Annotated in this window: 22 protein-coding genes and 2 tRNA genes; 14 read left to right on the forward strand and 10 right to left on the reverse strand. The window is 43.3% G+C overall.

The window, feature by feature from the left end:
• A partial coding sequence (locus tag C4S61_RS22340; protein ID WP_235010004.1) for a hypothetical protein occupies positions 1 to 229 on the forward strand: 229 nt, incomplete at its 5' end.
• Positions 230 to 237: 8 nt separating this feature from the next.
• Positions 238 to 1,008: a hypothetical protein gene (locus C4S61_RS14465; RefSeq protein ID WP_146064416.1), complete on the forward strand. Its 771-nt coding sequence runs from the start codon at positions 238 to 240 to the stop codon at positions 1,006 to 1,008.
• Positions 1,009 to 1,117: 109 nt separating this feature from the next.
• Here C4S61_RS14465 and C4S61_RS14470 read toward each other — a convergent pair whose 3' ends face one another.
• Both C4S61_RS14470 and C4S61_RS14475 read right to left on the reverse strand, forming a co-directional pair.
• Positions 1,118 to 3,250, reverse strand: coding sequence for a protein-disulfide reductase DsbD family protein (locus tag C4S61_RS14470; protein ID WP_103925530.1), 2,133 nt, complete (start codon positions 3,248 to 3,250; stop codon positions 1,118 to 1,120).
• Positions 3,251 to 3,338: 88 nt separating this feature from the next.
• Positions 3,339 to 4,727 (reverse strand): dipeptidase, encoded by a 1,389-nt coding sequence (locus C4S61_RS14475; RefSeq protein ID WP_103925531.1) that lies wholly within the window; start codon positions 4,725 to 4,727, stop codon positions 3,339 to 3,341.
• 346 nt (positions 4,728 to 5,073) lie between these two features.
• Here C4S61_RS14475 and C4S61_RS14480 point away from each other — a divergent pair, with 346 nt between their 5' ends.
• Positions 5,074 to 5,277, forward strand: coding sequence for a GxxExxY protein (locus C4S61_RS14480; protein ID WP_235010014.1), 204 nt, complete (start codon positions 5,074 to 5,076; stop codon positions 5,275 to 5,277).
• A 41-nt stretch (positions 5,278 to 5,318) separates the two neighbouring features.
• Positions 5,319 to 6,293 (forward strand): NADPH:quinone oxidoreductase family protein, encoded by a 975-nt coding sequence (locus tag C4S61_RS14485; protein ID WP_103925532.1) that lies wholly within the window; start codon positions 5,319 to 5,321, stop codon positions 6,291 to 6,293.
• A gap of 213 nt (positions 6,294 to 6,506) precedes the next feature.
• Here C4S61_RS14485 and C4S61_RS14490 read toward each other — a convergent pair.
• From C4S61_RS14490 to uvrA, 5 genes are all read right to left on the reverse strand, one after another.
• Positions 6,507 to 6,582 (reverse strand) — tRNA-Gly (locus tag C4S61_RS14490).
• 68 nt (positions 6,583 to 6,650) lie between these two features.
• Positions 6,651 to 6,725 (reverse strand) — tRNA-Val (locus C4S61_RS14495).
• Positions 6,726 to 6,755: 30 nt separating this feature from the next.
• Positions 6,756 to 7,157, reverse strand: coding sequence for a nucleotidyltransferase family protein (locus C4S61_RS14500; RefSeq protein ID WP_103925533.1), 402 nt, complete (start codon positions 7,155 to 7,157; stop codon positions 6,756 to 6,758).
• A gap of 39 nt (positions 7,158 to 7,196) precedes the next feature.
• Positions 7,197 to 8,360 (reverse strand): 6-bladed beta-propeller, encoded by a 1,164-nt coding sequence (locus tag C4S61_RS14505; RefSeq protein ID WP_146064417.1) that lies wholly within the window; start codon positions 8,358 to 8,360, stop codon positions 7,197 to 7,199.
• A gap of 317 nt (positions 8,361 to 8,677) precedes the next feature.
• On the reverse strand, positions 8,678 to 11,500 hold the full coding sequence (gene uvrA, locus C4S61_RS14510; RefSeq protein ID WP_103925535.1) for an excinuclease ABC subunit UvrA: 2,823 nt from the start codon (positions 11,498 to 11,500) through the stop codon (positions 8,678 to 8,680).
• 144 nt (positions 11,501 to 11,644) lie between these two features.
• Between uvrA and pnuC the strand changes: the two genes are divergently transcribed.
• Both pnuC and C4S61_RS14520 read left to right on the forward strand, forming a co-directional pair.
• Complete coding sequence (gene pnuC / locus C4S61_RS14515; protein ID WP_103925536.1) at positions 11,645 to 12,262, forward strand: nicotinamide riboside transporter PnuC; 618 nt, start codon at positions 11,645 to 11,647, stop codon at positions 12,260 to 12,262.
• Positions 12,249 to 12,773, forward strand: coding sequence for an AAA family ATPase (locus tag C4S61_RS14520; RefSeq protein WP_103925537.1), 525 nt, complete (start codon positions 12,249 to 12,251; stop codon positions 12,771 to 12,773). The genes pnuC and C4S61_RS14520 overlap by 14 nt, the downstream gene beginning before the upstream one ends.
• Before the next feature lie 53 nt (positions 12,774 to 12,826).
• On the opposite strand, the gene C4S61_RS14525 is transcribed toward C4S61_RS14520, so the two are convergent.
• Positions 12,827 to 13,915: a serine hydrolase domain-containing protein gene (locus tag C4S61_RS14525; protein WP_103925538.1), complete on the reverse strand. Its 1,089-nt coding sequence runs from the start codon at positions 13,913 to 13,915 to the stop codon at positions 12,827 to 12,829.
• Positions 13,916 to 14,005: 90 nt separating this feature from the next.
• Between C4S61_RS14525 and C4S61_RS14530 the strand changes: the two genes are divergently transcribed.
• On the forward strand, positions 14,006 to 15,544 hold the full coding sequence (locus tag C4S61_RS14530; protein ID WP_103925539.1) for a glycoside hydrolase family 43 protein: 1,539 nt from the start codon (positions 14,006 to 14,008) through the stop codon (positions 15,542 to 15,544).
• Between the two features lie 83 nt (positions 15,545 to 15,627).
• On the opposite strand, the gene C4S61_RS14535 is transcribed toward C4S61_RS14530, so the two are convergent.
• The gene (locus C4S61_RS14535) at positions 15,628 to 17,697 is read right to left on the reverse strand and encodes a S9 family peptidase (protein ID WP_103925540.1); all 2,070 of its coding nucleotides are present in this window, start codon (positions 17,695 to 17,697) and stop codon (positions 15,628 to 15,630) included.
• 362 nt (positions 17,698 to 18,059) lie between these two features.
• On the opposite strand from C4S61_RS14535, the gene C4S61_RS14540 reads away from it, so the two are divergent.
• A complete protein-coding gene (locus C4S61_RS14540; RefSeq protein WP_146064418.1) occupies positions 18,060 to 18,275 on the forward strand; it encodes a hypothetical protein in 216 nt (71 codons plus the stop codon).
• Positions 18,276 to 18,336: 61 nt separating this feature from the next.
• Here C4S61_RS14540 and C4S61_RS14545 read toward each other — a convergent pair whose 3' ends face one another.
• Positions 18,337 to 19,881, reverse strand: coding sequence for a M20/M25/M40 family metallo-hydrolase (locus tag C4S61_RS14545; RefSeq protein ID WP_103925542.1), 1,545 nt, complete (start codon positions 19,879 to 19,881; stop codon positions 18,337 to 18,339).
• A 411-nt stretch (positions 19,882 to 20,292) separates the two neighbouring features.
• On the opposite strand from C4S61_RS14545, the gene C4S61_RS14555 reads away from it, so the two are divergent.
• The 6 genes from C4S61_RS14555 (at position 20,293) to eboE (ending at position 26,366) form a co-directional block, all read left to right on the forward strand.
• Entirely contained in the window at positions 20,293 to 20,568 is a 276-nt protein-coding gene (locus tag C4S61_RS14555; protein ID WP_235010006.1) for a type II toxin-antitoxin system HicB family antitoxin, read from the forward strand.
• 555 nt (positions 20,569 to 21,123) lie between these two features.
• The gene (locus C4S61_RS14560; protein WP_103925543.1) at positions 21,124 to 22,011 is read left to right on the forward strand and encodes an EboA domain-containing protein; all 888 of its coding nucleotides are present in this window, start codon (positions 21,124 to 21,126) and stop codon (positions 22,009 to 22,011) included.
• Between the two features lie 50 nt (positions 22,012 to 22,061).
• Positions 22,062 to 22,973 carry a TatD family hydrolase gene (locus C4S61_RS14565; protein ID WP_103925544.1) on the forward strand — a complete coding sequence of 304 codons (912 nt, stop codon included), beginning with the start codon at positions 22,062 to 22,064 and terminating at the stop codon, positions 22,971 to 22,973.
• A 3-nt stretch (positions 22,974 to 22,976) separates the two neighbouring features.
• Positions 22,977 to 23,891: a UbiA-like protein EboC gene (gene eboC, locus C4S61_RS14570; RefSeq protein WP_103925545.1), complete on the forward strand. Its 915-nt coding sequence runs from the start codon at positions 22,977 to 22,979 to the stop codon at positions 23,889 to 23,891.
• A 74-nt stretch (positions 23,892 to 23,965) separates the two neighbouring features.
• Positions 23,966 to 25,120 (forward strand): 3-dehydroquinate synthase, encoded by a 1,155-nt coding sequence (locus C4S61_RS14575; RefSeq protein WP_103925601.1) that lies wholly within the window; start codon positions 23,966 to 23,968, stop codon positions 25,118 to 25,120.
• 16 nt (positions 25,121 to 25,136) lie between these two features.
• Positions 25,137 to 26,366 carry a metabolite traffic protein EboE gene (eboE, locus tag C4S61_RS14580; protein WP_103925546.1) on the forward strand — a complete coding sequence of 410 codons (1,230 nt, stop codon included), beginning with the start codon at positions 25,137 to 25,139 and terminating at the stop codon, positions 26,364 to 26,366.
• The last annotated feature ends 307 nt before the right edge of the window (positions 26,367 to 26,673 follow it).

A 26,673-nucleotide genomic window follows, 5' to 3' on the forward strand; every position in this document is an offset into this window, starting at 1 on the left:
GATGGGACAGCTCCAAAAAGCTTCCCATCTTTCATTTTGGTACTATTCCAAGATTAAATTATTTTGGACTCTCGCGTTCTCGGACGACAGTAAAATTAAATCAGAGATTTTCAAATATTCTGGAGGTCAGGAAATTGATATCTCTGCATTACCAAAGGGGGATTATATTCTTCAGATAATATATGAAGGAAAAATTATCCACCAAGCTCGATTCATTGTTTCAAAATAAGCAGGGTTATGATAAAAACATTATTAACAATGGTTCTTTTTTTTGTACTCACAGGAACAATTTTTGGACAATCAAAGCTTTTCGAAAAAGTCACATTTTCTGTATCAATTGGTTCTGCTATCCCAGTAGGTAATTATTCAAGTAGTTCGATTCAAAATGCTCAGCTATTTTTACCTGAGGATGATCGTGTATTTTTAGGTTTGGATAAATCTAAAGCAGGTTTTGCTCAAACAGGATTTAATTATCGATTTCAAATTGAATACCTCTTTAGTCCAAAAATTCATACATTTATCAGATTAGGAAGATCTTCCAATCCTGTCATTAATGAAGTTCTTGAGACTTTTTTTTCTGATCGATTTATGGGAACGGTTAGTTTTCATCATGATAACTACCAATTAGGGACGGCCTTATCTGGATTGGGTTATCGGAAGGCTTTTGGAAATTGGAGCGTCAGTTTGGCGGCACTTCTTGGTTATGGTCAAATGAATTATCCCTATTACCAGGCTGAATTATTATTTACTACAACTGATCCAAAACTTGTATATTCTCATTCACCATTTGCTGAAAGACCAAATTTATCAAGTTTAGTTTATGGAGGACTTTTTAATTTTTTTTATCAGAAAAGGTCCTTTCGATTTGGTATAGATAGTAGTATTGAGCTTGCGAATTTTGATTATGAAATGAGTAATGGGACTCCGGGTACAAGCTACCTTCCTTTTAATAATGTATTAAAAACATCATTGATTAACCTGGGCTTACATGTTGGATATAGTTTCTAAAATATTATGTTACTCATTTCCAAGTGTTCTACTTATTTCACCAAAAAGAATTTCATTTTGGCCCCAGCATTTTTAATTGGTCAATTTTCTAGGAATTATTGAAAATTGATCATTGAGTTTGCTCATTGAAAATTCTCTTTGCCCCATCTAAAAACTCCACAAAAGCCGCGATATCGGTATTGTATCCTCTAGGTTTAGCCAAAAGCTGCTCCTGATGATCTAAAATTACATAATAGGGCTGGGCATTGTTGTCGAATCGGGTAATCTGAAAATCGGCGTTTTGCTTGCCCAGTGTTTTCTTCACCTTGCCATCAAAGCTAGACGTGTACCATTCGCTTTCTGGCAGTTCGAGACGCTCATCGATGTAGAGTGCAACCATCACAAAGTCATTTTTTAGTCGGGCCAAAACCTGTGGATCAGACCAGACATTTTCTTCCATCTTGCGACAATTGACACAGCCGTGTCCCGTGAAGTCGATTAATAGCGGTTTCCTCTCTTTTTTGGCGGCAGCCAAGGCTTCTTCGTAGTCAAAGTAGCCTGGAATTCCGAAAGGAATTTCCAGCAGGTCTCCGTATTTCACAGTTTTGTTGCTGGATTCGGGAGCAGAACTTCCACCTGTCAATTTAAACTGCTGGGTAGTAATCGGAGGTAAATAGCCACTAAGGATTTTTAAGGGAGCGCCCCATAGTCCGGGAACCATGTGAACCACAAAAACAAAGGTTAGCAAGGCCAAAAGCAATCTCGGGACACTGATATACTCCAGTTTGGAATCATGCGGCAATCTGATTTTTCCCAACAAATAGAAACCCAAAGCCGAGAAAATCACAATCCAGATTGCCAAAAAGATATCCCGATCCAATATGCCCCAATGGTACACCAAGTCAGCGATGGAAAGGAATTTGAATGCCAAAGCCAATTCCAAAAAGCCCAACACGACTTTCACGGTATTCAGCCAACCGCCGGATTTCGGCAAACGCTGCATCCATTCCGGGAAAATCGCAAACAAAGTAAAGGGTATCGCAAAAGCCAACCCGAAGGCAAACATGCCTAATACGGGTTTGATTAATTCCCCTCCAGCCGATGAAATTAGGATAGAACCTACGATCGGTCCTGTGCAGGAAAATGATACCAAAACCAGTGTAAATGCCATAAAAAACACGCCTCCAAGGCCTCCTTTTTCAGCTTTGGTGTCAATTTTATTCACAAAGCTGGAAGGCAAAGTCAGCTCGAACATTCCCAAAAAGGCTAAAGCAAACACAATAAAGATTCCAAAGAAAAACACATTGGGAATCCAATGTGTCGCTAGCCAATTGGCAAACTCAGGTCCTTGAATTGCCGCAACGGCTGTCCCTGCGATGGTATAGATTCCAATGATTGAAATCCCATAAATAAATGCTTGACGGATCCCTTGTGCTCGGGATTTTGATCTTCCTGTGAAAAAACTCACCGTCATCGGAATCATCGGAAACACGCAAGGTGTAATCAAAGCCGCCAATCCCGCCAAAAACGCCAAAACCATAAATCCCCAAAGCGATTCCGTTTCCCCTTCAGCAGTGAAGTCTTGGGTTTGGGTTGAAAGTTGTCCTGCTTCTCCCCCCTGCTGTCCTGCTTCTCCAAAAGCAGGACTTGGAATAATTGAAAATGGAGATTCTTCCTGTACTTTTTCTGTATCAGAACTATCAGTAATTGGTTTTTCAGCCTCTTGGGCTAGATCTGATTCCACCGCTGCTTCTTCAGAAGCAGCAGAGCGATTGGCTTCTTTTGCCGTAAACTCAATCTCAATATCCTGCTCGTAATTGATGCACTGCCCAGTCAAGTCAGAGCACATTTGGTATTCCAGTGAGCCTTTTACGGTTCCGGATGTGGCATTGATTGTGATGGGCTGCTCAAAGCGCCCTTTTCCAATAAAATAGGTTACATCCCCTTCCCAAACCTCATCATATTTTTTCTTCGGATTGATGGCTTTCAGTTTGGATGAAATGCTAAAATCCCCAGACTCAGCCGGAACGAATTCCGTCAAAAGTGGCCCCAAATCCTTGTCAAAATCATTGGAATACACATACCAACCCATGGGAATCTCCGCCTCCATGACCAAAGTCGCCTTTTCGCCCACCTGTAGTGTTGCGGGCTCAAGGGTAAAAGTCCACTTCGGCGGCTTCACCAATTGAGCCTGGGCAAAAAAGGAGATCAAAAGAAAAACCGGGAGCAGAAGCTTACCGATTTTTTTGGAGCTGAAAGTCATCTATGGATTTGATTTACTCTGGCAAACAGGGATTTAGATCTTGTGGTTCGAAATTAAGCCTTTTGGAAAGGGCTTTTGGGGACTTTGATCACTTTTCACTCAGCTTTCTGAAGTGTCTGAAGAAAGCGGCAATCGTCTCAATTCCGATAAAGTAGTTTTTCACACCATAATGCTCATTGGGTGAATGAAGTGCATCCGTATCCAAGCCAAAACCAAACAAGATCGGGTCGGAACCCAGTTCTTTTTGGAACAAAGCCACAATCGGAATCGAACCTCCTTCCCGGGTTGGAATTGGTCTTTTTCCAAAAGTCTCTTCCATTGCTGCCTCTGCCGCCTGATAGCCAACTGAGGAATCAGAAACTACTGCGGGAGCTCCGCCATGATGGGTTTTCACTTTCACTTTGACGGATTTCGGAGCGATGAATTTGAAGTGATTCTCAAAAAGTGTGGCGATTTCATGCCAATCTTGATCCGGAACCAGGCGCATGGAAATTTTTGCAAAAGCCTTGGAAGGCAATACTGTTTTGGCTCCTTCTCCGGTATAGCCACCCCAAATTCCGTTGACATCCAAGGTTGGACGAATGCCTACGCGCTCAATGGTAGTGTAGCCTTTCTCCCCTTGAACATCCTCGATATCGAGTTTGTCTTTGTATTCATCGAGGTCAAATGGCGCCTCATTCAGTCGCTGACGCTGTTGGGCGCTCAGTTCCTGTACTTTTTCATAAAATTCCGGAATGGTGATGTGCTCGTTTTCATCTTTCATGGATGCGATCATTTTGCATAGCACATTGATTGGGTTCGCGACAGCACCGCCGTAAGTTCCGGAGTGAAGGTCACGATTGGAGCCGGTCACTTCCACCTCCAAATAGGCCATTCCACGAAGTCCTACCGTGATAGATGGATCCTGCATGCTGATCATGTGGGTATCGGAAATCAGGATGACATCGGCTTTCAGTCTTTCTTTATTGGCCAAAACGAATTTGTCCAAGTTGTCTGAACCGACTTCTTCTTCGCCTTCGATCATGAATTTGACATTGCAGGGCAGATCACCTGAAGCCATCATGGCTTCGAAAGCTTTGATGTGCATGTAGAATTGGCCTTTGTCATCTGCAGATCCGCGGGCAAAAATGGCTCCTTCGGGGTGAATCGCCGTGTTTCTGATCACAGGTTCGAAAGGAGGCGAATCCCAAAGTTCGTATGGGTCTGCAGGCTGTACATCATAGTGCCCATAAACCAAAACTGTAGGCAAGGCCGGATCGATAATTTTTTCCCCATAAACAATCGGATAGCCTGCCGTTTCGCAGATTTCAGCAACATCGGCTCCTGCTTTTTCCAGTGATTCTTTGACAAACCGGGCAGCCGCAAAGACATCGTTTTTGAATTTAGGATCGGCACTGACGGAGGGAATCCGGAGGAGATCCAGAAGTTCGTTAAGGAATCGGTCTTTATTTTTTTCTATAAAAGCAGCTACGGACATATTGGGTAAGTTTAGTTTCTAAAAGCCTCAAAATTATTCCTTTCGGGAGGATTTGCCTAGGAATTTTTGATTTTAGCCATTATAGTGTTTTGCCGCGAAGGCACGAAGAAGCTAATTATTTATTAAATTAAAGATCAAATGTTTTGGATTTCAATGAATCACCAGAAACCTACAAATTTTGAAGAGTAAATTGAGACCGCGGTAGTGCCTGCTGCTTTTACCATCCATAAAGAACTTGGGCCGGGACTTTTAGAAAGGATTTAGGAAGTATGCATGGCGCACGAACTCAAAAAAGGCAGGATTTGAAGTTGAAAGACAAGTCAATATTCCAATTTGCTATGATGGGATCTGGTTTGATGAAGGTCTTAGGCTGGATTTATTGATCAATGATTGCGTAATTGTGGAACTCAAAGCTGTAGATGTGGTAAATCCAGTTTGGGAAGCACAAATTATTAGTCACCTTAAACTTTCGAAATTAAATCTAGGATACCTGATCAATTTCAATGTTCCTCTAATTAAAAAAGGTATTCGGCGCTTTGTAAATACTTAATTTTCTTAGGGCCTTTGTGCCTTTGTGGCAATCCTAAAACTATGAAAGCACTACTCTGTACCCAATTTGGCCTTCCTGAAACATTAACGGTTCAGGAAATTCCCGATCCCATACCCGCCCCAAATCAAGTTCTGATCGCCGTTGAGGCCTGCGGGGTCAATTTTCCCGATGTGCTCATCATTCAAAATAAGTATCAGTTTAAGCCGGAATTGCCTTTTGCACCGGGTGGAGAAGTGGCGGGCAAAATTATCGGGCTTGGCGATCAGGTTCGGGGATTTCAGCTTGGACAGCCTGTTCTAGCACTGTGTGGATGGGGAGGATTTGCAGAAAAGGTCGCTGTGGACGCCGATCGGGTTTTTCCCTTACCCCCTGGTCTTTCCGCGCAAGTGGCTGCCACGACGCTTTACACGTATGGCACTTCTTACCATGCGCTAAAAGATCGTGCTAATCTTCAGCCCGGAGAAACTTTGCTCGTGCTGGGTGCGGCAGGCGGAGTAGGTTTAGCCGCGGTAGAACTAGGAAAATTGATGGGAGCGAAAGTCATTGCAGCGGCTTCATCTGAGGAAAAGCTTGCGCTTTGCAGGGAAAAAGGCGCTGATCTTACCGTCAACTATGAAACCGAAGATCTCAAAATCCGCATCAAAGAACTCACCGATGGCAAAGGTGTCGATGTGGTCTATGATCCCGTTGGGGGAAAGTTCACTGAACCTGCACTCAGAGGAATGGCTTGGAAAGGGCGTTACCTGATCGTTGGCTTTGCCAATGGAGAAATCCCTCAAATCCCGATGAACTTACCTTTGCTCAAAGGCTGCTCGATTGTGGGTGTATTTTGGGGGCAGTTTTCCAAAGTGGAGGCCAAGACCAGTTTCCAGAATATCCGCGAACTGATGGCTTGGATTCAGGAGGGAAAAATCAAACAACATATTGGAAGAACTTACAGTCTGGAAGAAGCACCGGAGGCATTACGAGCAATATTAGATCGGAAGATGTTGGGAAAAGGAGTGGTGGTGATATAATTGTCAGATGACCGATGTATTGACTTTCTTGGTTCAAGTCAGGAGACTTGGACCTTTTTTTTGGAGATTTACCAGGAAAATCGAAACTTAAACTTTCGATTTTCATGGTAAAAATTTTCAAAAAATGTCGTTAATATGCTGAAAATCAAATCGTTTTGAGGTTTTTCAATGAATTTAAAATGTAAAGGCCAAGGATTATTCCTCGGTCTACTTTGGAGCGGGTAATGAGTCTCGAACTCACGACCTTCAGCTTGGGAAGCTGACGCTCTACCAACTGAGCTACACCCGCTTATCAAATCAAAGTTATGCATTTGCCAAAACGGCACAAAGTCTTAGTGCCTTCGTGGCCTAAATAAGTGGGACCTAAGGGATTCGAACCCATGACCTCTGCTCTGTCAAAGCAGCGCTCTAAACCAACTGAGCTAAGATCCCGATTTGTGCTTGCGAAGATAGGAAAACCTGTCAGGTTTCCGAAACCTGACAGGTTTGAAAATCAAACAAACCTTTCACATGTAAAGAACCTTTGGTGTCTTCAACCAATTGAGACTCTTTCTTCCGATTGAAAACCTCGATACCAATCCGGTCAATATAGAGAACCAATTCAGGTTCTTGAATGCGGTGATAATTTATCACATCAAACTTGTAGGGCATAAGGGTCTCCTCGTTTAGGATATAGCTGATTTTACTTACCGTTTCAAAATCCAGGTTTTTGCCCTTCAAAGCCAAATCCACATCGCTTCCCGGTCTAAAATTTCCTTTCGCCCGGCTTCCAAAAATAAAAGCTTGCTCAACCTGCCGGTGGCTGCTGATCACCTCAACAATCCAAGTTAAGTCTGATTCCAAAAGGCCAAATTTATTCTTCATTTATTTTTTGCTTGAAACTGTCATGAAGCTCTTTCAGGATTAATTTGGTAATTGGTCTTTTAATTTAAGAAACACCAGAACATGGCGATCTCCAATCAATTCTTTTTCATTTTCATTAACGAATTTATGCAAATCACTGTACGGATGGTTTTCTTGAATTTTTTCTTCGGAACTCTTATATAACTTATAGATGTCTATTGAAGGAAAGTAAAGAATTAGGAAGTCTTTGTAAAAAGAAATTGGCAAGAAATAATAATTCAAACCATCTAAATCATTAATGAGATTTTTTCCTATGTATTTTGTTTCAGAGTTCTGATCCAAAAGAATTTGGAATCCATTTTTTCCAAAAAAAACCGTCAAAAAATAGAATTCGTCAAAGGGAATGAAAGCGTTTATAATCTTGATTTGCCCGCGAATTTCTTCTACTTCATCAATATTGAATTCAAATTCTTTAATGGCTTTTAAGTTTCCATCTTCTTTAAACAATGCAATATTGTGGGAAAAAGGTAAGGTTATTGAAATTTCGGTAGAGTTTGAGCTCTTTACAAACCCATGTAGTAATCTTACCTTACCCAAGGCATTTTGATTGGTTACGGTAAAATATTGTGAAGGATTATTATTATCATTAATTTTTACAAATTTGAATTCTTGACTATTTGTAAAATTGTTTAATGAGAACAAGTTAAAATTCTTTCCTCTGTAGAAGTTTGTTGAACTGAAATTATGTTTAATCTCTTTTATAAATTCTAATTTTTGATTAAAATAGATTAGTTTTCCTAAATGTCCATCATAAATAATAATTGTGTCTCCCACAATTTGAAAATCTTCAATTTGACTAAATTCCTTTGGACCTTGACCTTTTGATTTCAAAATGGTAATTAGATTTCCATTTAGATCATATTTGCTTAGATTATTTAAATGAATATCACTCACATAAACGAATTCTTCTTGAACTACAGTTTTGAAATGATGAACTAAAGGAATTTCGTTGTCTTCTTCCAAAAGCACATATCTGACGCTGTCAAATAAGTCAGAAAAATAGCCGTTTTTGATATTATTTAAGTCCATAGTTTGAGAAAGGGATTTCTCAAATACTTCATTTTCAGAGGAGATGTTTTTTGAATTAGAACAAGAGCCTAATAAAATTAAGCTTATAATTACTAAATAATCACTCCATTTTGTGAAAGTCTCTTTGTTTGCCATTTTTTTATGGTCCTGCAAGATAAGGAGGACCGGGACAAGGGTTCTGAGCTGAAGCTTGGCAATATCCACCGGAAGATGGCTGGCAAATCGTTTGATATATTGCTAACCTAGATGAACAAGGCTGAAACACTAATTGATACCCCCAGATAAAATCTCCTGCTGAAGAGGAAGTTGGATTGACTAGCCCGAAAGTATGGCTTAATGTTATTAGGAAAGAAAGCAAAAACTTGTTCATAGTTTTCTTATTAAAGTTTAAAAAAAAACCAAGTTGTCAAATCATTTTGAAAAAATAATTATGTAAATGGTTGATAATGAGTTTATAAAAACTTGATACTCTCTCTCAAATACTTCCCAGTAAAGTTCTCCTCTTCCTTCGCTAAGTCCTCAGGCGTTCCGGCAAATGTCAGATGCCCACCTTTGTTTCCTCCTTCAGGACCTAGGTCAATCACCCAATCGGCGGATTTGATCACCTCGGTATTGTGCTCGATGATGATTACGGAATGACCTTGATCAATCAATGCATTAATCGAATGAAGTAATTTGCTGATGTCGTGGAAGTGAAGTCCGGTGGTAGGTTCGTCAAAGATGAACAAGATATGATCGCCGGTTTTTGTGCCGCCTTTTCCAAGAAATGAGGCCAGTTTCACCCGCTGAGCCTCACCTCCTGATAGCGTATTTGAGCTTTGCCCCATCCCGATATAGCCCAAACCCACTTCTTGAAGCGGTTGAAGTTTATTGATGATCTGGGATTTGCCTTTGAAAAACTCCAAAGCCTCATCGATGGTCATTCCAAGGACTTCGGAGATGTCTTTGTCCTTGTATTTGACCTCGAGAATTTCATTTTTGAATCGTTTGCCTTTGCAGGATTCGCAGGTCAGGTGGATGTCTGCCATGAATTGCATTTCCACCGTAATTGTACCCTCACCCGAGCAAGCTTCGCAGCGTCCTCCATCCACATTGAAGGAGAAAAATGCCGGTTTGTAGCCTCGCTGTTTGGAGAGTGGCTGCTCCGAAAACAGATTCCGGATCGCATCATAAGCTTTGACGTAGGTCACCGGGTTGGATCGTGAAGACTTGCCGATCGGGTCCTGATCCACAAATTCCACTTGTGTAATTTGCTTGAAGTCACCTTCGATTTTATCGTATTTCCCGCTTTCGTCGATCACGGTTCCGAGCATTTTTCCCAAAGCAGGATAAAGCACCTTTTTGATCAAGGTGGACTTTCCCGAACCTGAAACTCCCGTCACACAAGTGAGGGTATTAAGCGGAAACTGAACGGTTAGGTTTTTCAGGTTGTTTTCCCGGGCACCTTTTACCGTGATGGAGTCTTTCCATTTTCGGTTTCCGGTTTTGATGAAAATCTTCTCCTCACCGCGAAGGTATTTTGCAGTATAGGTCGTTCCTGAGGTGATCAAATCCTCGATTTTCCCCTGGAAAAGCAATTCTCCGCCTTTCACACCGGCATCCGGACCGATATCTATAATCTGGTCAGCAGCCTTCATTACTTTTTCTTCATGTTCGACCACAATTACAGTATTTCCCAGATCCCTAAGTTCCTTAAGTACTCCGATCAGTCGATCCGTATCTCGAGGGTGTAATCCGATGCTGGGTTCGTCTAAAATATACATAGAGCCGACAAGCGCAGAACCCAAGGAAGTAGCCAGTTTGATTCGCTGAAATTCACCACCTGAAAGCGAGGAAGTCAGTCGATTTAGTGTCAGATAACCCAAACCCACCTGATCCATGAATTCCAATCGACTCACAATTTCTTTGAGAAGGCGGTTGGCAATTTTTGCTTCGTGTGGAGGAAGTTCGATTTTTTGGAAAAAGCTCAAGGCGTCTTCAATCGGCATCAGGACGATATCAGTGATAGATTTTCCTTCCAATTTCACGTAGGAAGCATCTTTGCGAAGCTTGGTTCCCCGACAATCCGGACAAGTCGTCCTTCCGCGGAATCGGGAAAGCATAACCCGATACTGGATTTTGTAGGTTTTAGTTTCCAAATCTTCGAAAAAAGCATTCAGCCCCTGGAAGTACTTGTTTCCGGTCCAGAGTAATTCCTGTTCGTTCTCGGTCAGTTCGTTGTAGGATCGGTGAATCGGGAAGTCAAACTCGATTCCTTTTTTCAGTAGCGGCTCCAGCCATTGTTTGCTGGATTCCCCCCGCCAAGGCGCAATGGCACCTTCAAAGACAGAAAGTTCTTTATCCGGAATGACTAGGTCTCGGTCAATTCCAAGCACATTTCCAAAACCTTCACAGCGTTTGCAAGCACCATATGGATTATTGAAGGAGAAAAAGTTGACCGATGGTAGCTCGAAGCTCATTCCGTCCAATTCAAAGCGGTCAGAGAATGATTTGGTCTCGACCCCGGGGACGGTAATTTTACAGTCTCCATGGCCTTCAAAAAGTGCAGTTTGTACCGAATCGGCGATTCGGAACTGATTGTCTTCGTCATCCTTTTGTACCGTGGCACGGTCGATCAGGATTTCGTAGTTGCCTTTCTTTACTTTCTTTTCCTGAAGAAGATCCTCTACGAAAAATACTTCTCCGTTGATCAGAATTCTTGTATAGCCTTTTTGAAGCAATAGCTCCAATTCTTGCTCGATTTTTCTGCCACGTGCCACTTGCAATGGACACGAAATCATCACTTTTGCCTCTTCTTCAAAAGAAAGAATATAATCGACGATGTCAGTGACGGTGTGGTGTTTGACTTCTTTTCCGGAGATCGGGGAGTAGGTTTTTCCGACCCTGGAGTAAAGCAATTTGAGGTAATCGTATATCTCGGTCGTCGTACCGACAGTAGATCGAGGGTTTTTGGTGCTGACTTTTTGCTGGATTGCAATGGCCGGGGCGACACCTTTGATGTACTCCACGTCAGGTTTCTCCATTCTGCCCAAGAATTGACGGGCATAGGAACTCAGGCTTTCTACATACATCCGCTGGCCTTCGGCAAAAAGTGTGTCAAAGGCCAAAGAGGATTTGCCCGAACCTGAAAGACCGGTGATGACGATGAACTTATTTCTTGGTAAAGCTACACTCAGGCTTTTGAGGTTGTTGACCCGGGCGTTTTTGATGATAATGAATTCCTTGGGATCTAGAGAATCGATGTCGATTTTAGCGGGTAAAGTGCTTAAAGTCATAGCGGGCAAAGTTAATCACTCAACAAAGGAAATGACTAAATGGTTGAGTTTTTTGTAAACAGTGGATGGTAAGTGGTACACTTCACTTCTTACTGTTTACAATTTACAAACTCATTTATTTCCTAAAATTGCCTTATTTCGAACATGGATCTAACTTTTCTCCTCGATGGATTTGCCGAAGGCCTAAAAAACATGACTTGGCTGGAAGCAGTGGCGGTATTTTTTGGTGTAGCATCGGTCTTTTATTCCATGCGAGAGCATATTTGGGTGTATCCTACAGGCATTGTTTCCACGCTCATTTATGTTTCGATTTGCTTTGAATATAAGCTTTACGCCGATATGGGCATCAATGCCTACTATTTTGCGATGTCGATTTATGGCTGGTATGTGTGGACTCATCCGAAGGAAAACCAAGAAGTTTTACCCGTGACGTGGTTGGACGGTAGTGGTTGGTTGATTTCGATTGGTCTTTTTGCGGTTTCCTATCCCTTATTGGTTTTTGTACTGAATAACTTTACCGACAGCGATGTCCCTTTTTGGGATTCATTTACCACAGCATCGGCGTTTGTTGGGATGTGGCTGATGGCCAAAAAGAAGGTTGAAAACTGGATTTTCTGGATCATCACCGATTTGGTTTCAGTGCCCTTGTATTTCTACAAGGGCTTAGTGTTGACATCTTTCCAGTTTTTGTTTTTCACGATACTAGCCACTTTTGGGCTTTTTGCCTGGATCAAATCTGCCAAAATGCATGAAAAAGCCTAAGCGAATCCTAATCCTTGGACCTGAATCCACAGGGAAAAGCACCTTGGCGGAGGACTTAGCCAACCATTTTGGCGAACCTTGGGTACCAGAGTATGCTCGGGAATATCTGGAACAGATCAATCGACCCTATCAGTTTAAAGACCTTGCGGAAATTGGAAAGGGACAGGTTGCTTTAGAAGATAAATTGGCAGAAAAAGCCCAAAATTTCCTCTTCTGCGATACAGATCTGCGGGTTATCCACATTTGGTCTGAACACCGGTTTGGGAAAACAGCTGCTTGGGTGTTGGAGGAAATATCCCGGAGACAATATGACCTGATATTACTTACAGACACAGATTTACCCTGGACTCCGGACCCACTTCGCGAATATCCCGAACTGGAAATGCGGCAGTATTTTTTCCAAAAGTACCTTCAATTGGCAAAAGAAAGCGGTTTTTCTTTTTTAGTTGTCTCAGGAAATCGAGAAACCCGACTTAAAACTGCGATCAAGGCTATCCAAAAGCTGTCCTAAATTTTCTCCACTTCCAACTTCCTATCTCCAATCCTCCAAACTTCCTAACCTTCTCACCATTTCCTCAGCGAAAGTGTCGCCGCTTCCACGATCTTCACCTGATTAGGGTGGTAGTTGTTATTTAGGACAATGATCGTTTTGTTTTCTTCAATAAATCGAACAATAATCGTCTGATAGCCCGGATTGTCTCCGGTGTGCATGACCATCTTCCCAAAGGGACTTTTAGGCTCTACATCCCAACCAAAACCGTAATAGCTTCGGGTTCCGTCATTCAGCTTAGCAGGTAAATAAGCCTCTGCCAGCATTTCGTTCTTGACCAGTTTTTGGGAATAAAGCGCCTGATCCCATTTCAACAAATCCTGCGCAGTGCTGCTGACACGCCCCGGACCTTTGCGATTGCCCAACCAAACAGTATAGTCAGAAGAGTGGAATTTGTTCGCATTCACGTAGTTTCCCAGACTGTCTTTGAGATGGCCTGCGGCAAAGTTTGGGACGGCCGCCTTTTCTTCCAAAGTCCGAATTCCCGTATCTTTCATACCAAGTGGGTTGAAAATCCATTCCTCAGCCAGTTCCACAAAGTCCCTGCCGCTGACTTTCTCGGCGATGCTTGCCAATAATACATACCCGGTATTGCTGTATTCGTATTTTTCTCCGGGATTGAAATTCATCGGTGGCGCATAGCGATTGAGATATTGCAGGATGTCCGAATTGCCCGCAACCTTACTTTTGTCCCAATGGGCATCCATGATGGCTTGATAGTCAGGTAAGCCGCTGGTATGAGTCAGCAAATGGCGGATGGTGATTCCTTTGTAAGGGATGTCCAGGTATTTTTCTACCGGATCTTCGAAGGAAAGCATCTTTTTTTCCTTACACATCATCAGGATCATAGCCGTAAATTGCTTGGAAATAGACGCCATCTCAAAAATATCAGTCGTTTGTAAGGGCGTTTGGTTTTCAAATGTTCGAAATCCAATTGCCTTTTCTAGTAAGATTTTCCCGTCTTGGGCAACCAGAACTACTCCAGAAAAACCATTGCTTTCTGCCTGAATTAGAGCAGATTCCAGAATCTTTTGCTGCGCAAAAGTTGGGTTGGTCCAAATCAGACCCGTAAGGAAAAGCAGGAAAAAGGAGAAAGGTTTCATGGGTGTAAGTCTGATTTTGAATTCAAAAGTTACACAATCTTGAAGTATTTGTGAATTTGGAATACCCTGTAAAATTCAGGATTATTGAATATGGCTTTAAAAATAATTCGTCCTCTCTTCGGCATATTCATGCTGTTTCTTGCTTTTTCCCAGGCATTTTCACAACAAATCGTTATTCAAAATCCAGTCCTACCAGGAGATCGACCTGATCCGACTTTGATCAAAGTTGGCGAGTTTTACTATGCTTCAGCTACTTCCAATGAATGGGCTCCCCTGTTTCCGATTTTCAAATCAAAAGACATGATCCATTGGGAAGTGGTGAATTATGTCTTTCCTGAAGGGGCTCCTGACTGGGCTAAAAACAACTTCTGGGCACCCGAACTTTCCTATGATGAAAAGCAGGGGAAAATTTACGCCTATTACACAGCTCGTGATAAAACCAGCAACCGACTCAGTGTCGCTGTAGCCAGTGCAGATTCTCCCGAAGGAAAATTTAAAGACCAAGGTCCATTGGTTGCCCAGGAGTTGGGATCAATAGATGCGTTTGAAACGCGGGACGAAAAAGGCCGACTTTTTCTTCTATGGAAAGAAGATGGAAACAGCCGAGGACAAAAGACTCCTATCTGGGCACAGCAAATCAATGAAGAACGTACCAAACTCCTTGGAGAGAAAACCGCACTTTTTGAGAATGATCAGGAATGGGAAGGCAATCTCGTAGAGGGGGTCGCCATTTTCCGGAAAAACGGGTTTTTCTACGCCACCTATTCGGCCAGAGGCTGCTGCGAGATCGACTGTGATTATGTGACTGGGGTGGCCCGAAGTAAGTCGTTGTTAGGCCCTTGGGAAAAGTACGACGCCAACCCAATCCAAATCGATAATGACAACTGGAAATGTCCGGGTCATGGGACAGTGGTTGAAAATGATGGGGAGTTTTACATGCTTTACCATGCCTACAATACAGAAGGGAGTGTGTATGTAGGAAGACAAGGAGTGTTGGAGAAAATCTACTGGACCGATGACAATTGGCCGATATTGCCCGAAGAGGCCAGTTATGAAAAAGAAATGGGCACACTGGATTTCATCGATGATTTTACCGAAGGACTTGATCCGATCTGGCAATGGCGTGTCACTCAAAAGATTCAGTACACAACTGATGAAGCGGGTTTGCATCTTCAAGCTTCTGACGAGAACGAGTCTTTGGGAACCTTGCTTGTACAGGAAACCAAATCGCTGGATTATAGCTATGAAGCAACAATTACACCTGACCCGAATGCGGAAGCTGGACTGGCTTTGATAGGGGGAGCAAATAATGGGTTTGGAGCTCCTCCGGCTGGGATGGGAATCTCGGTCAAAGGGAATATACTTACCCTCTGGGAAAGTATCAATCGGGAAAGGAAAGAACTGGCTTCTGTTGAAATTCCAAAAGGTGGCATTAAGCTAATTCTTCAAATCGAGGATGGCTATCGCTTACAGGCGAAAGCAGAGCTAAACGGGAAACTGAGAACTATTGGCGCCGAACAAAATGTCAAGCATCTGGTACCTTGGGGAATGGGATTTCGGTTGGGTTTAGTAGCAAAAGGGCCTAGCCATTCCTCAGGGCATTTTCAGTCTGTGAAAATTACCTATTAGGAAGCAATTTTTTTAACAAATCCTTTCTCATTTCTTTCAAAATAGTTGAATGATCCACAGTCTGATCCTTGTGGATAACTTTCTCATTTTTCCGAAGAATAGTTGTCAATAAAATTAAACGTTGCTTCTAAAGCCTTCACCCAATGGCGGTGCAAAAGAAAGGAATGAATCTCATCGGGAAAGATCAACTGCTCAACATGAACGCCCTGCTTTCTCAATACTTCTGCCAATTCTACACTTTCGGAGAAAAGCACATTTCGATCGTCATCTCCATGAATCAGTAGGACAGGATCTTTCCAGTTTTTTACAAAATTCATGGGCGAAGACTGGAAAGCCAGCGCTGCCATTTCCGGGAATTTCTCAGGTTTATACCAAGGAGCAAAGACAGGAATGTCATTGTTCCAGTTGTGCACGCCATGAATGTCTACGCCGACATTGAATTTCTCCGGAGCTTGCGATAGCACATGCGCGGTCAGAAATCCTCCGTAACTTCCTCCCCAAGGAGAAATTTTTGACTTATCCACATCAGATCTGGCAGCCAAATAATCCGCCGCCGCCATCACATCCTGCACTTCACTCGCTCCTCCGGCTCCATAATTTTCTTCCTCCCGGAAGTCCATTCCATATCCAATCCCACTTCGGTAATTCAGGATAAAAGCGATGTATCCCTGAGAAGTGAAATACTGCTGTGCAGCATAGGTATGACTGTAATACATGCCATAATTGAAGCCCAACAGCATCTGCCGTCGACTACCACCATGAAGGAAAATGACTGCAGGATATTTCTTATTCGGATCATAATCCGAAGGAAGAAATAGCTGTCCATAGCTCTCAAAACCGTCTCTGGCTTTCAAGGTAATCGGTTCTGGCTTTGAAAGATTTTTGGGAAAATTAGTTGGGAAAAGTTCAGCTGCGAGTGCTTTAGTCTGTCCGTAGGTTTGAACCATCGGCCATCCCGGACGATTCCAGTTGGACTGAAACCAAGCCAAACCATTTTCTATCCGGAAAGGTGACCAATTGATGGTCTGCGGATCGGAAAGCAGCTCCAATTCAAATGTGGATAAGTCCAATCTTGAGACTTGTCTGCGGTCGATATTTCCGATATTATGCGTGATAAGCAGCTCATTCTTAGTGAATGAAGTTTGAACCCATTCCACTTGTCCTTCGCCCGGTGTCAGGTGTTTGACTTCCTTTGTTTTTGGGTTGATGCTATATAATTGCATCCAATTGTTTTTTTCCCAAGGAAATATCAGGGAACCTGAGGGCGTCCACCAAAGCCGTTCGCTGATCGCTGGCAGGTCATCTACCATCACCGAACCCCGACCCGGGTCTGCTTTCCACACTTCCTCCGCTTTCATTGTGGCAATATCCAAAATGCGAATACTCCAGGGATTTGCTTCCGTGATGGAAGTGAATGGAAGGAGATTCAGAATATTCGGAATTCTTAGATAAGCCAATTTTTTCCCGTCTGGACTCCAAGCCGGATAAGCATCGAAGTCGAGACTGGCTTCGGGATAGGTCAATTCTTTTTTCTCCAAATCCCACAATCCGACGAAAGAATGATCCGAGCGGCCTGACATAAAAGCCAGGTATTTTCCATCAGGAGAAAAGGAAAGCATCGAAGCACTTCCTCGGGCTTTGAACAGTTGCGCGACGGATTCTGTGGTGTCCGAGGCTGCTTTCAAATACACCGCACCTCCCAGCAAGTAGGCGATGTCCTTTCCATCCGGACTGAAAATCGGTGAAGCTCCGGGAGCAAACCAGCTGGATTTTCCGGTTTCCAAATCGATCTTGAAGATTTTCTTATCTGTATTTTCCTGCAGTTGCGCTGGGTTTGCAGGCTCGCCATTTGGGTTTCGACCATTTCCCCGCACAAAAAGCAGCGTTTTCCCATCGGTCGAAAAAACCAAAGGACCAAGATCTATTCCTTGATCTCCTTTGTAATCCGTCAGTTTTTTGGCTTGGTAGTCCGGAGCTTTGGCGTAAAAAACATTCCGTTCCCCTTGGTCATTGAAGACCCAGGCCACTGCTTTTCCATCGGGGGCAGCTGTCATGTAGGTAGGAAATGGTGCTGAAAGATATTCGGCAATTCCTTGTGTGTAGGCGAAAAATGTAACCCCTAGGAAGTAAGCGGTCAAAAGGATTTTTCTCATGAGGATGGTGTTTGGGATCAAGTTACATAACCGGCCAAGGGTTTCAAAACCTCTTGGAAGGTTTCCAAATCAGCTGGGATAATTTTTCCAGAAAAGCCATCAAAATGATTTAGCTTAACCCTATTCATTCCTAAGTTGACACGTATGAATTACTTGGAAAAACGCCCTTGTCTACTTCTGAATTTCCTCCGATTCAGACCTTTTTGGATTCGGGCGATTTGGCTTTTCTACAGCATGAGGGAGGACACACCATTGGGTCAAACTGGCCTTATTTTATGGAATGGGCGTTGAAGAATTTAGAAAATTAGAGGTCAAGTATTAGTCATGAGGATCGGGTTTCAAGTATCAAAAATTTGCGCGACGTGTTGAAAATTGTACTTAACAGAATGCGCTGTTTTTTGGTAATTCTACTGTTTCCAATTATCGGCTTTTCGCGGGAAAAAAAAGTGGTTTTTGTCCTTTTGGATGCAATTCCGGCCTCGGAACTGGAGCAGTTGGAAACACCCAATCTGGATCAAATTGCTAAAATCGGAGTGGAAAGGAATGCGGTCAATATTTGGAAATCATTCAAAAAATAAAAAAGAGGCTAGCTCAAATACAACGATTGGACCAGCCTCTTAATTTGTTTTTCAAATGGAATTAATCCAGTCCTCCTCTTCTATTTGGAGACCTAGGCGTTGGCCATTCGGTAGGTTCGCCGGTTCTCATGTTCAATGGAATCCGCTTCTCTCGGGAAACTTGCACAGGCTCTTCGGAAGCCATGTAAACCAGAATTGCTGCCAAAATCGCATTGCTTCGTACGTCGTCAAACACGATTTTGTCATACGTGTCCACATTCGTGTGCCAGGTCTGCGTACCGTAGTCCCAGCTTAAAGAACTCAAGCTGAAAGCAGGAACACCCGCGGCAACAAAAGAAGCGTAATCTGAACCTCCGCCTCCGGGATTGCCCGGGAAGCTGGTTTCGATGTCGGCTGTAATTTCTCTTGGCACCTTATTCATCCAGCGACCCAGGTACTCGTAGCTGTCCACAAAGCCCTGACCGGATAGATTAGCCACTCTTCCTGTTCCGTTGTCCTGATTGAAAAGTACCTGAATTTTGTCTATCAGCTCCGGATGATCTTCGACAAATCCCCGAGAACCGTTTAAGCCTTGTTCTTCCGAACCCCAATGTCCCACCAAAATGGTACGCTTCGGATTGGGGTAAACTTCCTTCAAAATTCGCATTACTTCCATCATCAGGATGGTTCCCGTTCCGTTGTCGGTTGCGCCGGTTCCTCCATCCCATGAGTCAAAGTGAGCAGAGAGCATTACATATTCGTCCGGCTTTTCGGTTCCTTTGATTTCAGCGATGGTATTGAAAGTTGGCTGTACTCCGGTTTCTCTGGATTGCGCATTGAGGTTGATTTGTGGCTTTTTGCCGCTTTCTGCCAGCCTGAAAAGTAGGCCGTAGTCCTCAAGGGAAAGATCAACCGTTGGGACTTTTTTAGTCGATGCTGAGAAAATCTTGTTTGCCCCAAAAGCTCTGGACCAATAGGATGTGATAATTCCCAAAGCTCCTGCTTCTTCTAAAGCTAGCGGTAAAGCTTGGCGATTTTTACCGGTTTTTCTCAGACGCTCCTGCCATGCGATATCAGCGGCAGATCGGGCCTCTTTCATCTTTTCAAAAGATTTCTCAGTTGCCCATTTTTCCCAGTTATAATCCGGGCGACCGGTAATCTGAGGAGCAGAAATCATGACGTATTTTCCTTTTACAGTGGGAAGCCATTTTTGGAAAGCTACAGAATCCGCGAAATCAGGCAAAACCACCACTTCGCCCTGTGCTCCACCCTGCGGTGAGGCTGGACTCCAGGCGAGTTGCATTCCTGAAAGGGATCTGGTCCAAGGTGATACCATGTCGATGTGGGTAATTCCACGCTCCCAGCCTCTCCACTCGCCCCATTGTTCATTGCGGGCTGAGATTCCCCAGGATTTGTATTGACTTACTGCCCAGTCGTGGGCTTGTTGCATTTGAGGGGAACCGACGAGTCTTGGTCCGACCCCCTCCAAAAGCTCGTGAGCCAGTACTTCTAGCTGGGAGTTTTCATTGGCTTCTTTGATGATCGCATCGATGACTTGGTTTTGAGCCTGTACTTTAACAGACACCAAAAGCAAAAGACCGAGGCCATAGCGGTAGATTTTGTTCATGGGATTTTAGTTTAGGATTTAAAAATAGGTTTTGAAAAAAATAAAAAGGAACCGTTGATGGATTTTGGTTAAATCAGTTAGAATTTTTTGAATAGTATTTGAACTTGCAACTATATTCAGTTACTATAAGTTGTGTCCAAAATGGAAAAACTGTTATAAAGATTTTTGGAACTCCCTTCCGATTTCCATTATGATGAGATGGTAAAGCTATTATCACAGTTTGGCTTTTTTGAGATCAAGAAAGGTAAAACCTCCGGATCAAGCGTACGATTTGAAAATATTGATGGTATTCCAATTATGCTTCACAAGTCACACCCTAGTGGAATCCTAAAAAAGTAGCAAATGAAGCAAATTAAAGAACTATTGAAATTATGAAATCAAGCCTGTGTCTGATGCAGACAGGTAGGCTATATGGCCGTTGAAAAAAATTATAAACACTTGAAATATCTAGAATACAAAGGGTTTACGGGAAGTATTGAATATAGCCCGGAAGATGATTTGCTTTTCGGTAAAGTCTTGGGAATACAAGGATTAATCTCTTATGAAGGAGTGACCGGAAAGCATTTAGAAGAGGATTTCAAAAGTTCAGTAGATGAATATTTGACCATTTGTAAAGTGGAGGGAAAAACCCCCGAAAAATCCTTTAAGGGAAGTTTTAATGTTAGAATTCCAGCAGATTTGCATTAAAAAGCTGCTTTAAAAGCCATGGAGGATAAAACTTCCCTTAACAACTTGGTTTCGGAAGCGATTCGGTCGCATCTTAGTAAGGGGAAAGATGTGGTTTAGTCGATTTCAAGGCCCAGTTATACTGGTCTGCTATGCATTCAAATTAAATTTTAACGAGCATTGAGCCAATAGTTTATCAATCATTTTCCACCTCGAAGCATATCTAAGTCTAGATCCAAATCAATGGAACCCTTCCTATTGAAAATTCTTTTTCGCTTGATTTGAGCGATTTTTTTCTCATGGACTAACTTGATTGACTTTTAGTTGTTGCTCCAGTAAGCTTCATTACCTCTCCGAGCAATTTTTCGGGATTTCAATTGTTATTCGCATGAGTTTATGTTTGCTCCTTTTACTTAAGTAAACTAAGCGATTCTAAAAAAACTCTTCCTTAGGCTTCATAAAAATTATGATTTTCATCAGGATTGGAGAATTTCTGCTTCCATTCTTAAAAAACGGGATGGTTTTTTATTGGGGATAAAGTTTATTTACATCTGAAGTAGACCTAAAAATTGACCAATGACGCCCCAAATAGAAATGAAGTGTTTTCTTCGAAAAATTCTTGAGAACCGTGTTGAAGAAAAGTCAAGGTCTTGGCTCGATCAAAAAGTAAATCAAACAGAAAACACCAGCTCCAATTCAACTTTCTTCCTCGCTTTCTCGCAAGCCTCCCGCTTTTTCAATAAAGAAAAGCTTGGACTCAGTAAACAGGAAAAAGAACAAGCAGACCAGCTAGTGCCAGGTTTTGATCCGGATCATTGGAATTTGCTTCAGACCGCTAGAACCTACCTTTTGCTTCATTTTCCTCAGGAAAAAGAACGTTGGTTTGCGGCTATCAATCAGCTTTTTGAAACCGGGGATATGTATGAGCAGCAGGCGCTCTATGCTGCTTTGCCGTTGATGCCTTTTCCCGAGGATTTGCTTCCCCGGGCGATTGACGGATGCCGGACGAATATGACACTGATCTTTGATGCCATTGCGCTCAATAATCCTTTTCCCGCCAACTATTTTCCTGAGGCCAATTGGAATCAGTTGGTGTTGAAGTCGATCTTTATGCAGCGGCCGCTTTACCGAATCCAGAAATTGGACGAGCGGAGAAATCCCGCTTTGGCATCGATTGCCTCGGATTTTGCACATGAACGGTGGGCTGCAGGCCGCGAGGTGATGCCAGAGTTGTGGAGATTGGTTGCGCCTTTTATCAATGAAACAATTATGGCTGATTTGAAAAAAGTCCTGGAATCCTCCGACCAACTGGAAGTCGAAGCAGGTCTGTTGGCCTTGTTTGGTTGTGATTCTGAAGAAGCAAAACAACTTCTTCAAGGGCACAATGAAGAAGTAATGGCTATTGAATACGGGGAAATCACCTGGGAGAAGATTGGTAGGGACTTTCAGGATAAAAAGGGGTGATTCCCTTTCCAATTCTTAATTTTAAATTCTTCACTCTTAACTATTGAATCATGGAAATGTACATAGATCCGCATATTCACCTGGTTTCCCGAACAACTGACGATTACGAAGCGATGCGAAAAGCCGGCATTGTGGCCACCATCGAGCCGGCCTTTTGGCTAGGCCAGCCCCGAACCGAAGTGGGTTCATTCAAGGATTACTTCAGCACCTTGGTGGGCTGGGAAAGATTTCGCGCCAGCCAATTTGGGATTGTGCACTATTGCACGATGGGCTTGAATTCCAAGGAAGCAAACAATGTGACTTTAGCCGAACAGGTGATGGAGCTGTTGCCACTGTATGCCGGGAAAGAAGGCGTGGTCGCCATCGGCGAAATTGGCTATGACGATCAGACTGAGGCGGAAGATCACTTTTATCGCCTCCAGCTCGAACTCGCAAAAGACGTCAACTTGCCGGTACTTATCCATACTCCACACCGCGACAAGAAAAAAGGAACCACTAGATCCATGGACGTAGCCGAAGAGCATCAGATGGATCCGGGATGGGTGGTCGTCGATCACAACAATGAAGAGACGGTAAAAGAAGTCTTGGATCGGGGCTTTTGGGCCGCATTTACTATTTATCCACATACCAAAATGGGTTCGGAGCGAATGGTGGAGATCGTCAAGCAATACGGGCCTGAGCGCATTATCGTCAATTCTGCAGCAGATTGGGGGATTTCTGATCCTTTGGCTGTGCCAAAGACAGCCAACCTGATGCGAAAAATGGGAATCCCTGAAGAGCATGTTCGCTTGACTACGTATCAAAATGCCCTGACTGTTTTTGGGCTCAGCGGTCAAATGGACGAGAACGATTGGCTAAAAGCACCTGCTATCGACCAAACCAAGAAATTGGGCGGAAACTCTGTCCTTCGTGGAGGTCAAGTTCCGAGGGTCGAGGGTCCTGCCGATCGCGTTGAAAATTAATCCATGGCAAAAAACGGAATTTTCCCTTACCTCCAACTCACGCGCCCTGCAAATGTAATCACTGCGATTGCAGATATCTGGGCGGGTTTTGCCATTGCCGGGGCTTGGGACTATATGGCCACCAACTGGATTTATGGCGATCAACAGTTTTGGCAAAACCTGCTTTGGCTTTCATTGAGCACAATTGGATTGTATGCTGGAGGAGTGGCGTTTAATGACATCGCAGACGCGGAGTTGGATGCCATTGAGCGGCCGGAGCGGCCGATTCCAAGTGGTCGAGCCTCGAAGTCCAAGGCGACAGTCATGTCTTTGGGCTTGCTCATTTTCGGAGTGCTCGCAGCGGCTCAAGTCAATTTCACGGCGGCTATTATTGCAGCTTCGGTCGCAGTTTTGGCCGTAGCCTATGACTATTGGGGAAAGCATCAGCGCATCCTTGGCCCGATCAATATGGGACTTTGCCGATCCGGTAACTTACTTTTGGGCATCAGTGTGGCACCGGAAGTGGTGGAAAAAATCTGGCCGATTGCGCTGATTCCTTTGGTCTATGTGGCGGCTATTACCATGATCAGCCGTGGAGAAGTGCATGGGAAAAACCGAAAAATCCTATTTGCAGGAGGCTTAATGTATGCATCTATTTTCGTGGTGATTTTTGGTTTGGCCTATCTGGAGAGTCCGGGATACTTACAAGTTCTACCTTTCTTAGCTTTACTGGGCTATATGCTTTTTCCACCTCTGATGAAAGCAATCCGAACTCAGGAACCCAAATTCATTGGAAAATCGGTCAAAGCAGCAGTTATTGCGTTGATCATTGTCAATGCTTCGATTGCGACAGCATTCTCCGGATGGCCCATTGGAATCATCGTTTTGCTCCTTCTTCCGCTTTCCCTTTGGTTAGCGAAAAAATTTGCCGTAACCTGAGCAAAAATTAAACTTAATCGCCGTTAAAATTGTATTGAAGGCGATAATTGCCCAATAACCTATTGCTGATTCCGATGAATACGATTCTCCAACAGACCTTTTCAGTTCCTTTCCGATATCCGGTGTGTTTCACTGAGGATCTTTTTGATCCCCAAAACACCATTTTGGCTGATGTGCTTCGGGGAGAACGTGTGCCAAAAGTACTTTTTGTCATTGACAGTGGAGTGGCAGATACCCACACACAGCTAATTCAGCAGATAAAAACCTATGCCGAAACTTTCAAAGCCGTATTTGCTTTAGCTGCTGAACCCATCGTGGTGATCGGCGGGGAAGCATGCAAAAACGATGACACCTTGTATCAAAAGATCGTCGAAGCCACCCATTTGTATGGGATTGATCGCCACTCCTACCTGGCGGTGATTGGTGGAGGTGCGGTTTTGGACATGGTGGGTTTTGCGGCGGCGATTTCCCATCGGGGAATTCGTCTGATCCGGATACCTACTACTGTTCTTTCTCAAAATGACTCAGGTGTTGGTGTCAAAAACAGCATCAATGCCTTCGGTAAGAAGAACTACCTCGGTACATTCACTCCTCCAAATGCCGTATTGAATGATTTCAATTTCCTCAAAACCCTGGACGACAGGGATTGGAGAGCAGGAATTTCCGAAGCGATAAAAGTGGCCCTGATCAAGGATTTGAGCTTTTTTGAGTGGTTGGAAGCCAATGGAAAAGCCTTGGCTAATCGGGAAATGGCTCCCATGAAAGAACACATCATCCGCAGTGCCAAAATGCACATGGATCATATTTCGGGCAAAGATCCCTTTGAGTTTGGCTCGTCCCGACCTTTGGACTTTGGGCATTGGGCAGCGCATAAATTGGAAAAATTGAGCGATTTCCGGATCCGTCATGGAGAAGCGGTGGCAATTGGGATTGCCTTGGATTCCACGTACTCTTTTTTGCAAGGCAGAATTACTCAAGAGGATCTGAACCGGATCATCAAATTGATAAAAACCTTGGGTTTTGAGCTTTTCGCTCCCGAATTGCAAGGCGAACAGCTGATCAAAGGACTCAAAGAATTTCAGGAGCATTTGGGCGGTCAATTGACGATTATGCTGCTGGAAAAATTGGGAAAAGGAGTCGAAGTTCATCAGATGGATGAGAATTTGATTCATCAATCCGTAGCTTTACTCCAATCATTTCAGGAGAAATCGAACCTGATTACTTCCTGATTTTTTAATTACAACTATGAACGTCAAAGGTTTTCATCTGAGCTATTGCAGCAATATCCACCCCGGTGAAAGCTGGGAAGCCACTTTTCAAAATCTCAAAATCTACATTCCCGAGGTCCGGCAGCGATTAAAGGCCGAAGGCCCCTTTGGCATCGGGCTTCGAATATCCAATGAAGCCTCCATTGAGCTGGAGAAGCCCGAAAAACTTGCAGAATTTCAGACTTGGTTGCGAAAATTCAATGCCTATGTCTTTACCATGAATGGCTTTCCTTATGGTGACTTTCATCGGCAAATCGTCAAAGAAAAAGTCCATTTTCCAGACTGGACTACTGCTGATCGCAGGGATTATACCATCCGATCCTTCAGGATTTTATCCCAACTTTTACCTGAGGGAATAGCAGGTGGGATTTCCACTTCCCCGATTTCCTATCGGCATTGGTTTAAATCAGCTGATGCGCTGAATACTGGAATGGAAACCGCCACACAGCATCTGCTGGAGGTAGTGGAGCAGTTGGTGTTGATTCACCGGATTGCCGGGAAGCTGATGCATTTGGATATTGAACCCGAACCGGATGGGGTTTTGGAGAATTCGGATGAAATAGTCTGCTTATTCGCAGATTGGTTGCTCCCCAAAGGAAAACCTTGGCTGGCCGAAAAGTTTGGGATAGCTGAAGAAGAGGCTGAAAAACTGATTAAAACCCATATCCAAGTCTGCTATGACGTGTGTCATTTTGCCATCGTCTATGAAGAGCCTGCTGACACCTTTGCCAAATTTGAGGCTGCAGGAATCCAAATCGGAAAAATCCAGATTTCTGCTGCATTGAAAGTGTTGATTCCTGCCACTCCTAATGTGAAATTTAGCTTGGGCAAGAAATTGCAGTCATTTGTAGAATCTACTTACTTGCATCAAGTCGTAGCTAAACAGGAAGATGGAACGCTGAAATCGTATTCGGATCTTCCTCAAGCATTGGCCACTTTGGCTGATACAAAAGAGAAAGAATGGCGTATTCATTTCCATGTGCCTGTTTTCTTGGAGAATTACGGCTCTTTTTCCTCCACGCAGGAAACCATTTCAATTGTACTCAAAGAAATTTTATTCAATCCAGAAATCACTCAACACTTGGAAGTTGAGACGTATACCTGGGAAGTTTTGCCCGAAGATACCCGCCTGAGTCTGGGAGAATCTATAGCCAGGGAATTGAGTTGGGTGATCGGGGAAATGGGGGAAGAGCCTGGTAAGAAGTGAGTTGTAAGTTGTAAAAACAGCATAACAGTTTTATACTGGACACTTGACCAACTTGAGTTTGGAAATTTGAAAGGTAATTTTATTGGGCTTCGACTCCGCTCAGCCTGACAATCGGGTTAAACTGAGCGGAGGCAAATCCATTAGAATTTTAACTTTTGAGGTTTATTTAAAAACCTCGAAGGATTAAGATATAAGTGAAAAGTAAAGAAATTTTAAACATTAAGAAACTAAGGGAATTAAGTTTTAAAATCTACAGCCTTAAAAGCGGGATTAAGCGCTTTACTAGCAGTTCTTAATTTTCTTAACT

Source organism: Algoriphagus boritolerans DSM 17298 = JCM 18970, assembly GCF_900108085.1.
GTDB lineage: Bacteria > Bacteroidota > Bacteroidia > Cytophagales > Cyclobacteriaceae > Algoriphagus > Algoriphagus boritolerans.

What these genes read in the sequence shown, in the direction of transcription:
- C4S61_RS14555 (WP_235010006.1), top strand. Translation starts at nt 20,293, where the DNA reads ATGGCCGTTGAAAAAAATTATAAACACTTGAAATATCTAGAATACAAA.
- C4S61_RS14525 (WP_103925538.1), bottom strand. Translation starts at nt 13,915, where the DNA reads ATGAAACCTTTCTCCTTTTTCCTGCTTTTCCTTACGGGTCTGATTTGG.
- C4S61_RS14500 (WP_103925533.1), bottom strand. Translation starts at nt 7,157, where the DNA reads ATGAAGAATAAATTTGGCCTTTTGGAATCAGACTTAACTTGGATTGTT.
- pnuC (WP_103925536.1), top strand. Translation starts at nt 11,645, where the DNA reads ATGGATCTAACTTTTCTCCTCGATGGATTTGCCGAAGGCCTAAAAAAC.
- C4S61_RS14465 (WP_146064416.1), top strand. Translation starts at nt 238, where the DNA reads ATGATAAAAACATTATTAACAATGGTTCTTTTTTTTGTACTCACAGGA.
- eboE (WP_103925546.1), top strand. Translation starts at nt 25,137, where the DNA reads ATGAACGTCAAAGGTTTTCATCTGAGCTATTGCAGCAATATCCACCCC.
- C4S61_RS14560 (WP_103925543.1), top strand. Translation starts at nt 21,124, where the DNA reads ATGACGCCCCAAATAGAAATGAAGTGTTTTCTTCGAAAAATTCTTGAG.
- C4S61_RS14575 (WP_103925601.1), top strand. Translation starts at nt 23,966, where the DNA reads ATGAATACGATTCTCCAACAGACCTTTTCAGTTCCTTTCCGATATCCG.
- C4S61_RS14565 (WP_103925544.1), top strand. Translation starts at nt 22,062, where the DNA reads ATGGAAATGTACATAGATCCGCATATTCACCTGGTTTCCCGAACAACT.
- C4S61_RS14530 (WP_103925539.1), top strand. Translation starts at nt 14,006, where the DNA reads ATGGCTTTAAAAATAATTCGTCCTCTCTTCGGCATATTCATGCTGTTT.
- C4S61_RS14505 (WP_146064417.1), bottom strand. Translation starts at nt 8,360, where the DNA reads ATGGCAAACAAAGAGACTTTCACAAAATGGAGTGATTATTTAGTAATT.
- C4S61_RS14485 (WP_103925532.1), top strand. Translation starts at nt 5,319, where the DNA reads ATGAAAGCACTACTCTGTACCCAATTTGGCCTTCCTGAAACATTAACG.
- C4S61_RS14520 (WP_103925537.1), top strand. Translation starts at nt 12,249, where the DNA reads ATGAAAAAGCCTAAGCGAATCCTAATCCTTGGACCTGAATCCACAGGG.
- C4S61_RS14470 (WP_103925530.1), bottom strand. Translation starts at nt 3,250, where the DNA reads ATGACTTTCAGCTCCAAAAAAATCGGTAAGCTTCTGCTCCCGGTTTTT.
- uvrA (WP_103925535.1), bottom strand. Translation starts at nt 11,500, where the DNA reads ATGACTTTAAGCACTTTACCCGCTAAAATCGACATCGATTCTCTAGAT.
- C4S61_RS14475 (WP_103925531.1), bottom strand. Translation starts at nt 4,727, where the DNA reads ATGTCCGTAGCTGCTTTTATAGAAAAAAATAAAGACCGATTCCTTAAC.
- eboC (WP_103925545.1), top strand. Translation starts at nt 22,977, where the DNA reads ATGGCAAAAAACGGAATTTTCCCTTACCTCCAACTCACGCGCCCTGCA.
- C4S61_RS14545 (WP_103925542.1), bottom strand. Translation starts at nt 19,881, where the DNA reads ATGAACAAAATCTACCGCTATGGCCTCGGTCTTTTGCTTTTGGTGTCT.
- C4S61_RS14535 (WP_103925540.1), bottom strand. Translation starts at nt 17,697, where the DNA reads ATGAGAAAAATCCTTTTGACCGCTTACTTCCTAGGGGTTACATTTTTC.